Origin of the sequence: Providencia sp. PROV252 (assembly GCF_033676005.1) — a bacterium.
Lineage (GTDB): Bacteria > Pseudomonadota > Gammaproteobacteria > Enterobacterales > Enterobacteriaceae > Providencia > Providencia vermicola.
This window is the reverse complement of the sequence record NZ_CP096294.1, coordinates 3628027-3645009: the sequence shown is the minus strand read 5'-3', so window position 1 is coordinate 3645009 and position 16983 is coordinate 3628027. Positions and strand designations below refer to the sequence as shown.

The 16983-nt window shown below is 43.7% G+C and carries 12 protein-coding genes; 2 read left to right on the top strand and 10 right to left on the bottom strand.

What is annotated here, in order from left to right; genetic code table 11:
• Nucleotides 1–23: 23 nt before the first annotated feature.
• Nucleotides 24–638, bottom strand: coding sequence for a LysE family translocator (locus M1F05_RS16770; protein WP_206083704.1), 615 nt, complete (start codon nt 636–638; stop codon nt 24–26).
• A 249-nt stretch (nt 639–887) separates the two neighbouring features.
• Between M1F05_RS16770 and folA the strand changes: the two genes are divergently transcribed.
• Nucleotides 888–1385, top strand: coding sequence for a type 3 dihydrofolate reductase (folA, locus tag M1F05_RS16765; RefSeq protein WP_206083705.1), 498 nt, complete (start codon nt 888–890; stop codon nt 1383–1385).
• 61 nt (nt 1386–1446) lie between these two features.
• Here folA and apaH read toward each other — a convergent pair whose 3' ends face one another.
• The 6 genes from apaH to lptD all read right to left on the bottom strand — a co-directional run bounded on the left by apaH (nt 1447) and on the right by lptD (nt 8509).
• On the bottom strand, nt 1447–2277 hold the full coding sequence (gene apaH, locus M1F05_RS16760; protein WP_206083706.1) for a bis(5'-nucleosyl)-tetraphosphatase (symmetrical) ApaH: 831 nt from the start codon (nt 2275–2277) through the stop codon (nt 1447–1449).
• Between the two features lie 2 nt (nt 2278–2279).
• Nucleotides 2280–2657 carry a Co2+/Mg2+ efflux protein ApaG gene (gene apaG, locus M1F05_RS16755; protein ID WP_047755704.1) on the bottom strand — a complete coding sequence of 126 codons (378 nt, stop codon included), beginning with the start codon at nt 2655–2657 and terminating at the stop codon, nt 2280–2282.
• A gap of 18 nt (nt 2658–2675) precedes the next feature.
• Nucleotides 2676–3485 (bottom strand): 16S rRNA (adenine(1518)-N(6)/adenine(1519)-N(6))-dimethyltransferase RsmA, encoded by an 810-nt coding sequence (rsmA, locus tag M1F05_RS16750; protein ID WP_206083707.1) that lies wholly within the window; start codon nt 3483–3485, stop codon nt 2676–2678.
• A complete protein-coding gene (gene pdxA, locus M1F05_RS16745) occupies nt 3482–4474 on the bottom strand; it encodes a 4-hydroxythreonine-4-phosphate dehydrogenase PdxA (RefSeq protein WP_206083708.1) in 993 nt (330 codons plus the stop codon). Before pdxA ends, rsmA begins: the two co-directional genes overlap by 4 nt.
• A complete protein-coding gene (gene surA, locus M1F05_RS16740) occupies nt 4458–5810 on the bottom strand; it encodes a peptidylprolyl isomerase SurA (RefSeq protein WP_272516392.1) in 1353 nt (450 codons plus the stop codon). Before surA ends, pdxA begins: the two co-directional genes overlap by 17 nt.
• 332 nt (nt 5811–6142) lie before the next feature.
• Nucleotides 6143–8509: an LPS assembly protein LptD gene (gene lptD, locus M1F05_RS16735; protein ID WP_318826062.1), complete on the bottom strand. Its 2367-nt coding sequence runs from the start codon at nt 8507–8509 to the stop codon at nt 6143–6145.
• A 181-nt stretch (nt 8510–8690) separates the two neighbouring features.
• Here lptD and djlA point away from each other — a divergent pair, with 181 nt between their 5' ends.
• Complete coding sequence (djlA, locus tag M1F05_RS16730) at nt 8691–9506, top strand: co-chaperone DjlA (RefSeq protein WP_206083710.1); 816 nt, start codon at nt 8691–8693, stop codon at nt 9504–9506.
• A 912-nt stretch (nt 9507–10418) separates the two neighbouring features.
• On the opposite strand, the gene rluA is transcribed toward djlA, so the two are convergent.
• From rluA to M1F05_RS16715, 3 genes are all read right to left on the bottom strand, one after another.
• Nucleotides 10419–11069 (bottom strand): bifunctional tRNA pseudouridine(32) synthase/23S rRNA pseudouridine(746) synthase RluA, encoded by a 651-nt coding sequence (gene rluA / locus M1F05_RS16725; protein WP_206083711.1) that lies wholly within the window; start codon nt 11067–11069, stop codon nt 10419–10421.
• 228 nt (nt 11070–11297) lie between these two features.
• On the bottom strand, nt 11298–14204 hold the full coding sequence (rapA, locus tag M1F05_RS16720; protein ID WP_206083712.1) for an RNA polymerase-associated protein RapA: 2907 nt from the start codon (nt 14202–14204) through the stop codon (nt 11298–11300).
• 382 nt (nt 14205–14586) lie between these two features.
• Nucleotides 14587–16938 (bottom strand): DNA polymerase II, encoded by a 2352-nt coding sequence (locus M1F05_RS16715; protein ID WP_375083673.1) that lies wholly within the window; start codon nt 16936–16938, stop codon nt 14587–14589.
• Nucleotides 16939–16983 lie beyond the last annotated feature (45 nt).

The window sequence follows — 16983 nt, the reverse complement described above, 5'->3', positions numbered from 1 at the left end:
TGCTTTTTTATGTATTAAGCTAACTAGCTCAGTGCAACACGAATTCCGAAGGCAATTAAAATCACGCCAAGTACTCTATCGACATATTTTTGCACTTTCGCCAACCCTTTTCTGACAGGAGCACTTTGGATAAGAAATACCAGAATGGGCCAGTAAATAACGGCTAATCCCCAGATAATAAAAGCAAACCACAGTTTTTCACCAAACGTTGAATTGATATCCAACACTTGGGTAAATACGGCAAGAAAGAATAGCGTCGCTTTTGGGTTCAATACATTACACAGAAACCCCTGCATAAATGCTTTTTTAAATGAAACAATTTCGTGTTTAGTGGTACTCAAATCGGCCAAATTGCTAGACTGAGGCAATAAGCTTTTAACGCCTATCCATACCAAATAAGCGGCACCGGCATATTTTAAAATATTAAATAGCCATGGTGTGGTGGTAATTAATACCGCAAGTCCAGCAACGCAATAAGACATATGTAAAGCAATGGCTGCAATCACACCAAAGGCGGTCATGAGTGCTGCAGAGCGTTGGTAACGGGCGGCATTTTTGACAATAAGAAAGAAGTCGGGCCCTGGTGAGAGCATCCCTAATGCGGCGATTGTCGCCACCATAATGCTGGTTTCGTACATGATACATATCTCTTTGTTTAGCCCTGTTTTGGTCTTTTTTGGCGCTTAACAATTATCTACTGAATGTCTGGCTCTTCAGAGAGGAAAACAGGCTCTTTTTTGATTTTTAATGTTATTTTTAGTCTTAATTTTAGCAATTCGAGTATAAGTGATTCAAAGCTGTTTAAGGAAGTTTAAATTTAGTCGACGAAGCAAATCTCTTTACGTATAGTGTGCTCAATTTTTATATTTTGCTTCTAAGGTGAGTAAATGAATATTAGCTTAATCGCAGCAATGGCGATCGATCAGGTTATCGGCATGGAAAAAGCGATGCCTTGGAATTTGCCTGGGGATCTCGCGTGGTTCAAACGAAATACGTTAAATAAACCTGTGATTATGGGGCGTGTGACCTATGAATCTATTGGGCGTCCTTTACCGCAGCGAGTCAACATCGTACTGAGCAGCCATCCAGCAGGTGCGGACAATACGGTTATTTGGGTTACTTCTATTGAAGAGGCACTTGCCGCCGCGCAAGCGATAGAGGGTGTTGAAGAAGTAATGGTGATTGGTGGTGGTAAGGTTTACCAACAATTTCTACCATTAGCCAATAAGCTTTATTTGACGCATGTTGATGCTGAAGTGATTGGCGATACACATTTCCCTGCATATGAACCCGATGGGTGGGATTCTATCTTTACGGAATATCACGAAGCGGATGAAAATAATACTCACGGGTATTGCTTCGAAATTCTGACGAAAAGAGATTGATTTTTAATCGATTACAAATACAAAAATGGCGCTTAATGGCGCCATTTTGCATTTTATTCAATTAAGATTCTTTGCGACTCTTTTGGTAAGACTTTTGGTGATGGTATTGCTTAGTTTCCCAGTGGAGCAGCGTTAAATCCCCCCCCCAGCAACAACCTGTATCCATTGCATATACGTTATCTGGTGTGCATTTCCCTTCCAATGACGCCCAATGACCAAAAAATACCGAATAGTCTTCAGGAAGTTGGCTAGGCAAATCGAACCAAGGTTTTAAAGGCGCAGGGGCTTTTTTCGGATTTTCTTTGCAGATCATATCTAACTGGCCGTTAGGGAAACAGTAGCGTAAGCGCGTCAGTGCATTAGTGCTAAAGCGTAATCGCGCGAGCCCCATCAAGCTATCAGACCAATTATTTGGCATGTCACCATACATTGAGTCAATGAATAAAGGGTAAGCATCACTAGAGAGAACAGCTTCCACTTCCCTTGCACACATTTTGGCTGTTTCAATGTCCCATTGTGGTGTTATCCCTGCATGGGTCATCACCATTTTCCGCTCTTCATCGATTTGCAGCAATGGTTGGCGGCGTAACCAGTTGATTAGTTCATCCAAATCAGGTGCATGCAATAATTCATCAAGATGATCTTTAGGCTTATTGCGGCTAATTTTGCAATAGATCCCAAGTAAATGGAGATCGTGATTGCCTAAGACTAAACGAGCAGAATCACCTAGACTTTTGACATAACGTAAAACTTGCAGCGACTCTGCACCTCGAGCGACTAAGTCACCTGTTAACCATAGTGTGTCTCGTTGCGGGTCAAAATTGACACTGTCCATCAATTCACGTAATTCACGATAGCAGCCGTGAATATCACCTACTATATATGTCGACATAATTAATTAATCAGTGTTGGAATTGCCAGACGAAAAGCAGGGATATCCACATGAAAATTATCCCCTTGCGTGCTAATCATCACGTAATAGCCCTCCATCGTACCCATTGGCGTTTCAAGAACCGCACCACTGGTATAACGATACTCAGTTCCAGGCTGAATAATTGGCTGTTCACCAACAACCCCTTCACCTTGAACTTCTGTTTTATGGCCATCGCTGTTAGTAATGAGCCAATAGCGGCTCATTAATTGGATAGGATCACGCCCTAAATTGCGAATGCAAATCGTATAAGCAAACACATATCTGGCAATATCGGGCTGAGATTGGCTCTCTATATAGACACTCTGAACTTGGATGCTTACATTCGGTTCATTAAGCATAGTGCCTCCTTCAACATTCTATTCTGATCGGTTAGAAAGATAGTTTGCCATTTTGCAGTACTGTTCAACAGAAATATTTTCGGCACGGGTGCTTAAGTCGATGCCTAATTCAGTTAATTCTTCAGCGCTAAATAAATCACCAAGGCTGTTACGGATGGTTTTTCGGCGTTGATTAAAGGCCTGCGTGGTGATCCGGCTTAAGAACTTAATATCTTTAACAGGATATGGATTCTCACGGTGTGGGATCAAGCGGACAATGGCTGAATCTACTTTTGGAGCGGGAGTAAACGCTGTTGGTGGCACTTCAAGTACAGGTACGACGTGACAATAATATTGAGCCATTACACTCAAGCGACCAAAGGCTTTACTGCCAGGGCCTGCCACCAGACGGTTTACCACTTCTTTTTGCAGCATGAAATTCATGTCAGCTATGGAGTTGGTGAATGTGAATAGGTGAAACATTAATGGTGTTGAAATATTGTAAGGTAGGTTACCAAACACACGCAGTGGCTGACCTGCTTGTTTCGCCAATTCACCAAAATCAACGGTCATGGCATCTTGCTGAATGATCGTTAATTTATCTTTGAGTTGCGGATGGACGTGTAAACGCGCCGCGAGGTCACGGTCAAGTTCGACTACCGTCATTTTTTCAATGCGGCTACCGACTGGCTCAGTGAGTGCGCCTAAACCGGGGCCGATTTCAACGATGGATTGACCTGGCAGAGGGTTCATCGCATCAACGATGCTGTCGATAATAAACTGGTCAGTTAAAAAGTTCTGCCCGAAACGTTTGCGGGCAAAGTGCCCCTGATGGACTCGATTATTCATGTATTCTTAGATGTCATTTGGATAGCTAATGTCAATGCGGTGATAAAACTTCCCGCATCTGCATGACCCGTACCTGCGAGCTCAAGGGCTGTGCCATGGTCGACAGAGGTGCGGATAAATGGTAGGCCGAGGGTAATATTTACCGCTCTACCAAAACCTTGGTATTTTAGCACAGGAAGACCTTGATCGTGATACATTGCTAAAACTGCATCAGCGTGGTCTAAATATTTGGCTTGGAAAAGTGTATCCGCTGGCAGTGGCCCAACTAAATGGATGCCTTGTGCTCGTAAACTTTCCAATGCAGGTTCAATGGTATCAATCTCTTCTGTACCCATGTGACCGCCTTCTCCTGCATGAGGATTCAGCCCACAGACATAGATAACCGGTTTTTCAATGCCAAACTTAGTTTGCAAGTCATGATGTAAAATGGTGATGACTTCATGGAGGCTTTGTTGTGTAATCGCGGCTGAAACGTCTTTTAGCGGGAGATGTGTGGTTGCAAGGGCAACGCGTAATTCTTCTGTTGCCAGCATCATAACTACACGATCACAGCCACTACGATCGGCAAAAAACTCGGTGTGCCCACTAAAAGAAACACCAGCATCGTTAATAATGCCTTTATGCACAGGCCCCGTCACAATGGCGGAAAATTCACCTGTTAAGCAACCATCACAGGCTCTAGCAAGTGTTTCAACCACATAGTTGCCATTGTTGACATTAAGCTCTCCTGCTTTCACCGAGGCATTTAATGGCACAGAAACGATAGATAGATGGCCTGCAGTGTGTGCTTTAGGTACGTCATTTGGCTCGTATTTACCCAACGTGAGCGGCAAACTTAATGTTTTAGCGCGCTCAAGTAATAAGTTGGGATCTGCGCAAGCAACAAGCTCAACAGGCCATGCCTGTTGAGCGAGCTGGATAAGCAAGTCTGGGCCAATCCCTGCAGGTTCACCAGGGGTAATCACAATCGGCTTAGTTAGATTTTTCATCTTGAGCTTGGTTATCGCGACCATCAACAATTTTCACATAAGCGGAAGCACGTTGTTCTTGCATCCAGCTTTGCGCTTCTTCGTTAAATTTACGGTTGAACAGTAAACGGTAAGCTTGGTCTTTTTGCGCAGCGTCTGTTTTATCTACACTGCGTGTGTCTTCTAACTGAATTAAGTGCCAGCCAAAACTTGACGGAACAGGTTGGCTTAATTCGCCTTTATTCAGTTTCATCAATGCATCGCGGAATGCTGGGTCGTAAATATCAGGCATATTCCAGCCAAGTTCACCCCCTTTTAATGCACTGCCTGGGTCTTCTGAGTTTTCTTTCGCTGCATCTTCAAATGACACGGCACCAGAACGGATGTCTTGGGCAATTTTATTCAGTTTTTGTCTTGCTTGTGCATCATCCATAATTGGAGATGATTTAATCAAGATATGGCGTGCTTTTACCTCAGTGACAGAGATAGGTTGGCTACCACCACTGACATCATTCACGCGTAAAATGTGGTAACCGACACCTGAACGGATTGGTCCTGCGATATCCCCTTTTTTCGCATTCTTTAGCTGTTCAGCAAATACGACAGGGAGCTCTTGCAGACGCGACCAACCCATATTTCCGCCTTTGAGTGCTTGAGGGTCAGCAGAGTAAGCTATGGCTAATTTACCGAAGTCACCGCCTTTTTTCAGGTCAGCTAAAATTTTGTCCACTAACGCTTCCGCGGTTTTTAACTGTTCTGGTGTTGGATTCTCTGGTAGTGGAATTAAAATGTGGCTCAGATTTACGCCCATTTCATAGTTAGCTTGTGAACTCATCTGCTCAGCAAGGGAGTCAACTTCTTGTGGCAAAATGGTTACGCGACGGCGAACTTCGTTATTACGAACTTCTGCAATCAGCATTTCTTTGCGAATTTCACTGCGGTACTGGTTCATGTTGATGCCATCAGCGGTTAAACGCTGTTGCATTTGTTCCAGTGTTAATCCATTTTGACGGGCAATATCGGCGATGGTTGCGGTAACTGCTTCATCAGGGATATTGATCTGCATTTGGCTCGCCATTTGCAGCATGATGTTATCCATCACCAAACGATCAAGGATTTGATGGCGCAGAGTTTGATCATCAGGGATCTGCTGACGTGCGTTTTGTGCATTCAGCTTAACGGTGTTGATCATATTCTGGATGTCACTTTCTAGCACAACTCCGTTATTGACAACCGCAGCCACTTTATCCATTTGCTGTGGCGCAGCCAACGTAGCAGAGCTTGCGAACATCAGTCCCAGAATAAGCGTTCTCCAATTCTTCATAATGGTCCTATAATATTGACTTTGATTCCGCAAAATGCGGGCTAATACGTTGTTTTACTCGTCATACTTCGAGTTGCAGTGTTGTTGACTGCACTCACTCGCGCAAGTCACATACTAATGTATGCTCCTAGCGACTCATTCACTTGTCGCCTAACTGCACCTCGAATTATTTAGAGTAAATACATCTCAAATTATTCAGAGTAAATACAGTCATACTTCGAGTTGCAGTGTTGTTGACTGCACTCACTCGCGCAAGTCACATACTAATGTATGCTCCTAGCGACTCATTCACTTGTCGCCTAACTGCGACTCGAATTATTCAGAGTAAGTCACATGTTATTCAGAATAAACGATGTTATTTGTCATCAGAAAGCACGTTGGTAAGGCATGATGCCCGCCTCTAACATTTTCTGACTACCTAAACTATGATTGTTATTTAGGCCTCTAAGTTCCACATTGACTGACCATTTATTGTCATATTCGCTGCTGAACTTCTCTTTTTGCCAACCGACAATCTTGCGTTCATAACCAAGGTTGACTGCCCAACAGCAAGTATTGTATTGCAATCCAACCAATTGGCTTGCAGATTGCTGTTGTTTTGTATCGTAATAATAGGAACCGACAAAGCCCCATTGTTCACTTAACGGCCAACTTACAACTGTACCGACTTGAGAGATACCGCGTTGATATTCTGGTAATTCCTGATTTTTACCGATTTTATCTAAATCACGGAAAGTGGCTTGAATATAATCACGGTCAACAAAACGGTAGTTCAATTGAACTAAACGGTCGGCATCTAAACAGTATTCTGCAACGGCATTACCCATTGTGACGTTACCAAGGCGGCGGTCGTATTGTAACCCACCACGAATGCCCCAGTTTTCATCAATGCGCCACATAGAATCTGTCGCCCACAGTAAAGAACCCGTGTTGCTCTTATCATCAATAGGGCGGTTTGAGTTCCCTGCACGTGGGCGTTCAAAGTAATAGATTTGCCCAACAGAGAAATTAAAACGTTCTGCGAGTGCATCATCATAGACACGCGTGGTTAAACCCGTAGTAAATTGATTTGCAGAAGCGATACGGTCAAGGCCACTGTAAATACGTTCACGGAATAAACCACTGTAATCCGATTGCAATAAAGATGAGTCAAAGTTATTGATATTGTCCTGATCTTTATACGGAATATACAGATATTGAACACGAGGCTCTAATGTTTGTACATAATCGCTGCCTTGGAAAAGGTCGCGCTCGAAAACGACTTTCGCATCACTCTTAAACATTGGGAGCACGCGGCTAACGTTTTTCTCTAAGCTAGTATCCGTATTTGATGTTGGAATATCTTGGTCATAATGGGTGGCATACAGTTTGATGCTGTTATTCATGTTTGCCCAGCCATTAGATAATGGCAGGTTCACTTCTGGCTCAATGTGTAAACGCGTTGCATCAGGGTTATTTTTGCCCACGCTGGTAAAGCGAGCGGCTTGTGCATAGGTGTGCACATCAAAAGCACCTAAATTATTTTTATAATAATTGAAGTCAACTTGAGGCTCTGCTTTATAAGCGCGTTTGTTCGGGTTATCTGCAAAGATTTGGAATTGTTTGTGAGTTACCTTTGCATTCCAGTTGGTATCTGAATAGCCTGCGCTGAATTTTTGCGTAGCGTAACCATCAGTTGTACTACCATATTGAGAGCTGAAATCGGTAAAGTATTGTGGATCGCTGACTTTGGTGTAATCAGATGCAAAATTCCAGTGCCCCGCGTAGGTGCCTGAATGACGCCAATAGAATAACCAGCGGTCATCGCTATCACGAGCAGCACGCTTTTCACGGTCTTTATCTTTGATATAAGCACGGTCACGATTGATATAATCAAAGGCAACAGTCCCTGTACCTGGTGTAATGAGATAACGGAATTCGTTGTTTAACTTCACACCTCTATGAGTCATAAACTGAGGCGTGATGGTCGCATCATAGTTAGGGGCAATATTCCAATAATACGGTAAAGAAAATTCTAAGCCATCATTATTCGAGTAGCTGCCTGTTGGGATCAAGAAACCAGAGCGGCGTTTATTACCAATCGGTAATTGCATGTATGGGCTGTAGAAAATCGGTACATCGCCGACTTTAAAGCGCGCATGCCAAATCTCAGCCACTTCCTCTTCGCGGTCGATAATGACTTCAGAGCCCGCAACGCTCCAGCTATTATTGCCAGGTAAACACGTGGTGAATGTCCCGTTTTCCATGATGGAATAACGGTTTTCGCCACGCATTTTCATTTTCGTCGCATCACCACGGCCTTGGCGACCGACCATCATGTAGTTACCGTCGTTTACGTCGGTATTTTTATTATCTAAATTTGACCAAGCAGAAGGGCCTTTTAAGATAATTTGAGGGTCATCATAGTGAACGTTGCCCGTGGCAGTAACTTCACGAACGGGTGGTTGCCCCGCAGTTTCAGTCTGCGTTAATTTAACTTTATCAGCCGTTAGTGTTTGGTTCCCTTGTTGGATATCGACATTTCCGTCATATTCAACAAAATTAGGGTATTCACCACGAACATCTTCAGCCGTAATATTAATAGGCAGGTTGTTAGGGTCGCCTTTTACAATCGGTTTTGTATAAACAGGGACACCCAGCATACACTGCTGCGCAAGGTCAGCATGCGCTTGCTGACTGTAAATAGCCGCCCATACAAGGGTGGCAACTAGTGTTGGATAGCTTTTTTTCATCATTAAATATGCGGTTCCGTCATCATTGGCACAGCCAGCAAACGCTCAAAGACTAACTTAGCCAACCACTTTGCGCCAGTATAATGTAAGAAACTTTACGCGCGGGTAGTTATGCATAGAGCAGAATGAATAGTATGATAATGCAAAATTGCATTTTGAGCATTGAAGAATTGAGGGATATATGCACTATTGGGGTAAAATTATTGGCGTAATACTCGCAATCGTCTCTGGATTAGGCTTTTGGGGGGCGTTAGCGGGGTTAATTATTGGCCACGGCTTTGATAAAGCATCAATACAACGTAAATTTGCCGGGTCGATGAATAAACGTGATCGCCAAATTATTTTCTTTGCGAGCACCTTCCAGATTTTAGGGCATTTAACCAAGTCCAAAGGCCGTGTAACCGAGACGGACATTCAGCTCGCATCAAATTTGATGGATAGAATGCAGCTGCACGGAGAAACTAGAAAAGCCGCTCAACAAGCCTTTCGTGAAGGGAAGTCGCCTAACTTTCCATTACGTGATGTTTTAAAACAATTACGCATGGCGTGCTATGGTCGTTTCGACCTCATTCAGATGTTTCTGGAAATTCAATTACAGGCTGCTTTTGCCGATGGTTCCCTCCATCCAAACGAAAGGAAAGTGCTGTTTATCATCGCAGAAGAGCTGGGTATATCAAAAGTTCAGTTCGAGCAATTCTTAGATATGATTCAAAGTGGTCGTCAATTTGGCCAAGGATACTCCCAGCAGCAATCAGGGGGGTATTATCAGCAATCTAATGGCCCAACCTTAGAAGATGCTTGTAAAGTCCTTGGTGTGTCTCCTAACGACGAACCGACAAAAATTAAACGTGCTTACCGTAAGTTAATGAGTGAACACCATCCAGATAAACTGGTGGCGAAAGGTTTACCACCAGAAATGATGGAGATTGCGAAGCAGAAAGCGCAATCAATCCAAGCGGCTTATGACTTAGTCAAGAAGGAGCTCGGCTTCAAATAAATTTCCCCGTCATATTTCGCACTACCACTTTGTTGTCTTCATTCACGAACCCTAGTCACGTAGTTATCTACGCTCCTAGGGATTCGCTCAATCGACGCCGTGTGGTAGCACGAACTATTTAGGGGAAATCAGGGGAATAATTGAAAACAAAAATTCACTCATCCAAATAAAATGAGAATTTGTCTAGCAGGCAATGTGCATTTTTCTGCATGTAGCGCTCGTTGTATCACGAACCCTAGTCACGTAGTTATCTACGCTCCTAGGGATTCGCTCAATCGACGCCGTGTGGTAGCACGAACTATTTAGGGGAAATCAGGGGAATAATTGAAAACAAAAATTCACTCATCCAAATAAAATGAGAATTTGTCTAGCAGGCAATGTGCATTTTTCTGCATGTAGCGCTCGTTGTATCACGAACCCTAGTCACGTAGTTATCTACGCTCCTAGGGATTCGCTCAATCGACGCCGTGTGGTAGCACGAACTATTTAGGGGAAATCAGGGGAATAATTGAAAACAAAAAATTCACTCATCCAAATAAAATGAGAATTTGCTCTAGCAGGCAATGTGCATTTTTCTGCATGTAGTGCTCGTTGTATCACGAACCCTAGTCACATACTTTTGTATGCTCCTAGGAATTTGCTCTCTTGCCATCTAGCTGCAACACGAACTATTTAGGGGAAATCAGGGGAATAATTGAAAACAAAAAATTCACTCATCCAAATAAAATGAGAATTTGCTCTAGCAGGCAATGTACATTTTTCTGCATGTAGCGCTCGTTGTATCACGAACCCTAGTCACATACTTTTGTATGCTCCTAGGGATTTGCTCTCTTGCCACCTAGCTGCAACACGAACTATTTAGGGTATGGTAGGGGGCGGGAAAATTAATCAAACGATCAAATAAATCTAGCGTTAAAAATCCGGTGGGCAGGTAAAATGCATTGGCGTGCCATATTCAGGATGGGTGATATATAACTCCTGAGCATGTAACTGTAAGCGTGGAGCTAAGGCTTTTGCTTCATCGTGAGCATAGAAACGGTCGCCTAATATTGGGTGGCCTAAAGCTAACATATGGACTCTCAGTTGGTGAGAACGTCCCGTAATGGGTGAAAGCTTCACGCGAGTAGCTTGTTCTTCGCGCGCCAATACTTGGTACTCCGTTTGTGCCGACTTACCTGTTTCAAAGCACACCTTTTGCTTAGGGCGGTTTGGCCAATCACAAATTAGCGGTAAATCAATCAAGCCTTCTTCTTTTTCTAAATGTCCCCAGACACGAGCAATATAGAATTTCTTGGGCTCACGCTCCCTAAATTGGCGCTTTAGCTCACGCTCAGCCTTTTTGTGTAATGCCACAACCATGACGCCACTTGTCGCCATATCTAAGCGATGTACGGATTCAGCGGCAGGAAAATCACGTTGAATACGGCTCATAATGCTATCGTGGTGCTCAGGTGCTTTTCCAGGTACAGAAAGTAGTTCGCTTGGCTTATTCACCGCAATAATATGGTCATCTTGGTATAGGACATGCAGCCAAGGTTCAAGTGGTGGATTGTAAGGTATCATTCAATTACCCGTTATACTTCAAGTTGTAGGGGTGTTGGTGTCGCTCAGCTACTCGGGGCATATGCTCCCCGAGATATCTTTGCTTGCCGCCTACCTACAACTCGAATTATTTAGGGTAATCCTATTGTTATTACGTAAAAACACGACGTAATGATTTAGCTCACTCGAGTTGTAGATTTTAAATTCACAATCGAACCATAACGTGTTCTATGGTTCGATTGTTATAGCTTACTGATGCGTCACGACAACTAAGCGGATGGCATCGAGGCGCCATGTGGCTTGGTCGATATTGGTGATCAGTTGCTGGCGTTCTTCTTCAATAATATCCAGCTCTTCATCACGGATATTTGGGTTGACCGCTTTTAGCGCTTCTAAACGAGAAAGTTCTAAGGTTAACGCTTTATCAGCGGCATCTTTTGCGCTCTCAATCAGTAATTTCGCTTCTTTTTCCACCATCGGTTCAGACAAACGCAGGACTGAGTGCACTTCGTTTTGCACTGCATTCACCAGTTTGCTCGCCATATGACGGTTAATGGCATTTAATTGGCGGTTAAAACTTTCAAATTCCACTTGAGAAGATAAGTTATTGCCTTTTAAATCAATTAACAAACGTACTGGTGTGGCGGGTAAGAAACGACTGATTTGTAGGTTTTTTGGTGCTTGTGCTTCGACCACGTAAATTAATTCAGTCAATAACGTACCGACAGGTAATGCTTTATTTTTCAGTAAAGAAACTGCGCAGCTGCCAGTATCACTCGATAACACTAAATCTAATCCATTACGGATGATTGGGTGTTCCCAGCTGATAAATTGTGTATCTTCACGGGAAAGGGCTTGTTCCCTATCAAATGTGATGGTGCAACCATCTTGTGGAAGACCTGGGAAATCAGGGACTAGCATATGGTCGGATGGTGTTAAGATGATTAAGTTATCGCTCTTATCTTCCTGATTAATACCAACAATATCAAACAAGTTTAGTGCGAAGTTAACCAGCTCAGTGTCGTTATCGCCTTCACCAATCTCTTCTGCTAGCTGGTTGCCTGCGTCTCCGCCGTTTGAATGCATCTCCAGCAAACGGTCACGGCCTTGTTCTAATTGCAGTTTTAAGCTGTCGTGTTCATCGCGGCATGTTTTGATGAACTCATCAAACCCTTCGGTGACAGTTGGTTCAGCCATAAATTGCAGCAGTGGTTGGTAGTATTTATCGTAAATGGCGCGACCTGTCGGGCAGGTGTGCTCAAAAGCATCTAAGCCTTCGTGGTACCAGCGGATTAGCACTGCTTGTGCGGTATTTTCTAAGAAAGGCACATGAATGCTGATGTCTCGACTTTGACCAATACGGTCTAAACGACCAATACGCTGCTCTAGCAAATCAGGGTTAAATGGTAGATCGAACATCACTAATTGGTTAGCAAACTGGAAGTTACGGCCTTCTGAACCAATTTCAGAGCACAGTAATACCTGCGCCCCTTCTTCTTGGGAAGCAAAGTAGGCTGCAGCACGGTCGCGCTCCAACAGTGATAGCCCTTCATGGAAGACGGCGGCACGGATTGCTTCACGTTCACGTAATACTTGTTCTAATTGCAGTGCAGTTGCCGCTTTTGCGCAGATAACCAGGACTTTCTCATTGCGATTCGCGGTTAAAAAGCCCATCAACCATTCAACGCGTGGATCGAAGTTCCACCATGTCGCATTTTCCCCTTCAAACTCTTGGTAAATTTGCTCAGGGTATAGCATCTCTTTCGCGCGGGTTTCCGTGTCTTTTTTGGTGCCCATAATACCTGCGACTTTAATTGCAGTCTGGTATTGGGTCGGTAATGGCATTTTTAACGAATGTAGCTCACGACGAGGGAAGCCTTTAACACCATTACGGGTATTTCTGAATAACAGACGGCTCGTGCCATGCCTGTCCATTAACATGTTAATCAGTTCTTGGCGTGCTGCAGTGGAATCTTCCGTTTCAAGATTAGCGGCTTTCAGTAATGGCTCAATATCTTGCTCTTTGATCAAATCATTGAGTAAGTTTTGTTGATCATTAGTCAGTTTATCGCCAGATAACAATAATGAAACGGCATCAGCAACAGGGCGGTAGTTCTCCTGCTCTGCAACAAATTCCGCATATTCATGGAAACGACTTGGGTCGAGAAGGCGCAAACGAGCAAAGTGACTTTCTTGGCCAAGTTGTTCAGGTGTTGCGGTTAACAGAAGGACTGATGAAATATTTTCTGCTAATGTTTCAATGACTTGGTATTCACGACTTGGCGCTGCTTCACTCCATTGTAAATGGTGGGCTTCATCGACAACCATCATGTCCCAGCCCGCTTCAACTAGTTGGTCGAAACGCTGCTTATTGCGACGGACAAAATCCAGTGAACACAGGACTAATTGCTCGGTTTCAAATGGGTTATCGCTATCGTGTTGTGCTTCGCTATAACGGCTATCATCAAACAGCGAGAAACGCAGGTTAAAACGGCGGAGCATTTCCACTAGCCATTGGTGCTGTAAGCTATCTGGAACAATGATAAGGACGCGCTCAGCACGGCCTGCAATGAGTTGCTGGTGGATGATCATCCCAGCTTCAATGGTTTTTCCTAAACCGACTTCATCTGCGAGTAAAACACGTGGGTGATGGCGTTTGCCAACTTCGTTGGCAATGTGTAATTGGTGTGGAATTAAACTGGCGCGTATGCCACGTAGGCCTGTGGCTTGATGTTTAACCTGTTCGCTTTGAAATTTACGCGCGCGAAAGCGCAGTGCAAAGCGATCCATTCGGTCAATCTGTCCTGCAAATAAACGGTCTTGTGGTTTATTAAAGGTCAATTTACTATCGAGAAACACTTCTCTGAGGCTTACATCAGTTTCTTGCGTGTCTAAACGCGTACCAATGTAAGTTAATAATCCTTTATCTTCTTCAATGCTTTCAACTTGAAGTTGCCAGCCATCGTGGCTGGTGATGGTATCACCTTCATTAAACATCACCCGGGTAATGGGCGCATCACTGCGTGAGTATAGGCGGTTTTCACCACTTGCAGGGAAAAGTAACGTTACCATGCGGGTATCAATAGCCACAACGGCGCCTAATCCAAGTTCGCTTTCTGTATCGCTGATCCAGCGTTGACCAAGAGTAAATGGCATAGATTTAACTTAATTCCATAAATTTGTGAGTTATTCTTAGATTTTTTAAGACAATTTTTATCAGAGTCTTCGCCCAGTGTTGGTGCAACTCATTATCTGTTGCACAAGGAAGAATTCGATTTTTGTAAAAACAGTCATTACCTGATGATTAATTATACACATTAATAAATTCAAATTGCAGTGGCTCCCATCATTGCTTGTTCTTCTTAGCGAAAATCGCGTTAAAGATAAGGCAAGAAATGCTGATTGAATTATAACGAGTATTGCTGATTATCGCGCATTATTTGTGCAGTCTAGCTGTGCGGATATCAAAGGGGCGTTATATTAATTCAACCGAGGCTTATCGTCACCTGTTAAAAAAGCATCAGTGGAATAATAAATTTTAAAACAACAGGGTGATTTGGCCTGTTAATAGGGTATCAAAGTCATCCTGTAGAAAAGGTAAAATTGCATCGGCTATTGGCTTGATTTGCTTGGAAATATAGTGTTCATAATCTGGCCTTGCTGTCACGATTTCGAGGGGTTCAGGCCCAGCCTGTGTGATGATATAGCTTATCCAGCCCCCATTTTGGTACTGTAATGGGCGTTGCAATTTTACATTATAGTCATCTGCGGCACGTGCAGCGCGGACATGAGGTGGAACATTACGTTGATAATCAGTGAGTTTTCGACGCAAGCGCTTACGATAGATTAAGCGGTCGTCAAATTTACCCTCACGAATATTTTGGATATATTCACGAATATATTCACGATACGCTTGCCGATGAAAAATTCGGGTGTAGAGCTCTTTTTGAAAAATTTGTGCTAGCGGAGTCCAATCTGAACGGATCGTTTCTAGCCCTTTGAATATCATTTTATCTTGGCTTAAACCCGCATAACGTTTTTTACTGCCCATTTCCGCACCACGCACGGTTGGCATGAGAAAACGGCGGTAATGCGTTTCGTACTCAAGTTCAAGAACGCCTTCGAGCTGCCATTCATCTTTTAAGTGCTGTTTCCACCAAGTATTAACGTAATCACGCAGTGCATAGCCAATTTTTTGCGCTTGTTCCTCGCTGTGTTGATCGCGTAGCCAGACGAATGTGGAGTCCGTGTCCCCATAAATGACTTGGTAACCTTGGGATTCAATCAATCGCTTAGTTGTACGCATGATTTCATGGCCGCGCATCGTAATCGAAGCGGTTAATCGCGGGTCAAAAAAACGGCAACCTTCTGCGCCAAGCACTCCTGCAAAGGCATTCATAATGATTTTTAGGGCTTGAGAAAGTGGTGCGTTATGTTCTTTCTTGGCTTTATCGCGCTCTTGCCAAATATGGCTAACAATATCAGGTAAACAATGGGTTGTACGCGAAAACCATGCTTGGCGAAAACCTTGAACAGAATGTTGTGGGTCAGGGTGAGCAAGCCCTTCAATCATGCCCGCAGGGTCAATTAAAAAGGTGCGAATAATTGAGGGGTATAGGCTTTTGTAGTCTAGCACTAACACGGAGTCATACAACCCTGGTTGTGAGTCCATTACAAATCCCCCTGGATTTAACTGCATTTTGTGCTCAGTCAAATTTGGCGCAACGAAGCCAAGGCGATGTAAGCGTGGAATATAAAGATGGGAGAATGCAGCAACAGAACCCCCCATTTTATCTGGCACTAAACCTGTAACGGATGAACGCTCTTGCAAGAAAGCCATTAGGTCGGTTTTTTCGAAAATGCGGTGGACTAGAATACAGTCTTGAATGTTGTAGTGCGCTAAAGAGGGTTTATCGTGAGCAAAGCGACGGTTGATTTCGTCCATCCGATCGTAGGGGGTATCAATCGCTTTACCTTCCCCTAAAAGTTCTTGTGCGACGAATTCCAAACTAAATGAAGCAAAATGCCATGTCGCATTTTTAAGTGCATCGATGCCGTCGATAATTAGCCGCCCTTGAGCTGAGGCGAAGAAAACACCTTGTTTGAAGCCATGTTCCCGCCACTCAAGTTTTGTTCCTTGCCGGCCAAATAACAACGGAATGCCGTAGCGTTCTGCGTGTTTTTGCAAAACCTGTAAGTCGAACTGGATTAAATTCCAACCGATTATGGCATCAGGGTCATATTGTTGTAGCCACTCATTGAGTTTATCGAGCAATTGAGGTCGGCTATTTACATACACAAGGCGGTGATCTGAATTTAATGCAGGGCCTTGCTCAGGGCCTAGCATAAACACCACATTATCATCACAGCCAGATAGCCCGATGGAATACAGCTCGCCATGTTGACTGGTTTCGATATCAAGAGAAACGGCTTTAATGTTCGGGCGATAACCTTCACAAGGTTTGAGCTGGTATTCACCACGGGAATTACGGGAAAACCACACAGGCGCTGTAATGAAACGCTCCATTAAATAGCGTTCACAAGGGCGAATATCCGTTTCAAATAGCTCAACACCTAATTCTTTACAGCTTTTTTCGATATTTTGTAATTGGCGATATTGATGACAATAGATGGCGTAGACTTTTTCCCTTTTAAAGTCAGAGAGTTCGAGTAATCGGTAGCTGACATTTAGTTGCTCATCTAAAAGATGCTGAACAATCGGCAGTTTTGAGGCGGATAAAAAGCCAATTGCTTTTTGATTAGGAATGGTGACTTTTTGTGGGTGTGTGTCTGTAAGAAGCCAATACGTGACCTCGACGCCGTGGCGGGTGTCTTTCCAGTGCCGGCTCAAGATAAAGCCTTGTTGTGCAGGGGTCATTGGTTGGGGCATTGGGCAACTCGGTTTGCTAGTATCCCCAATAATATACGACAATGG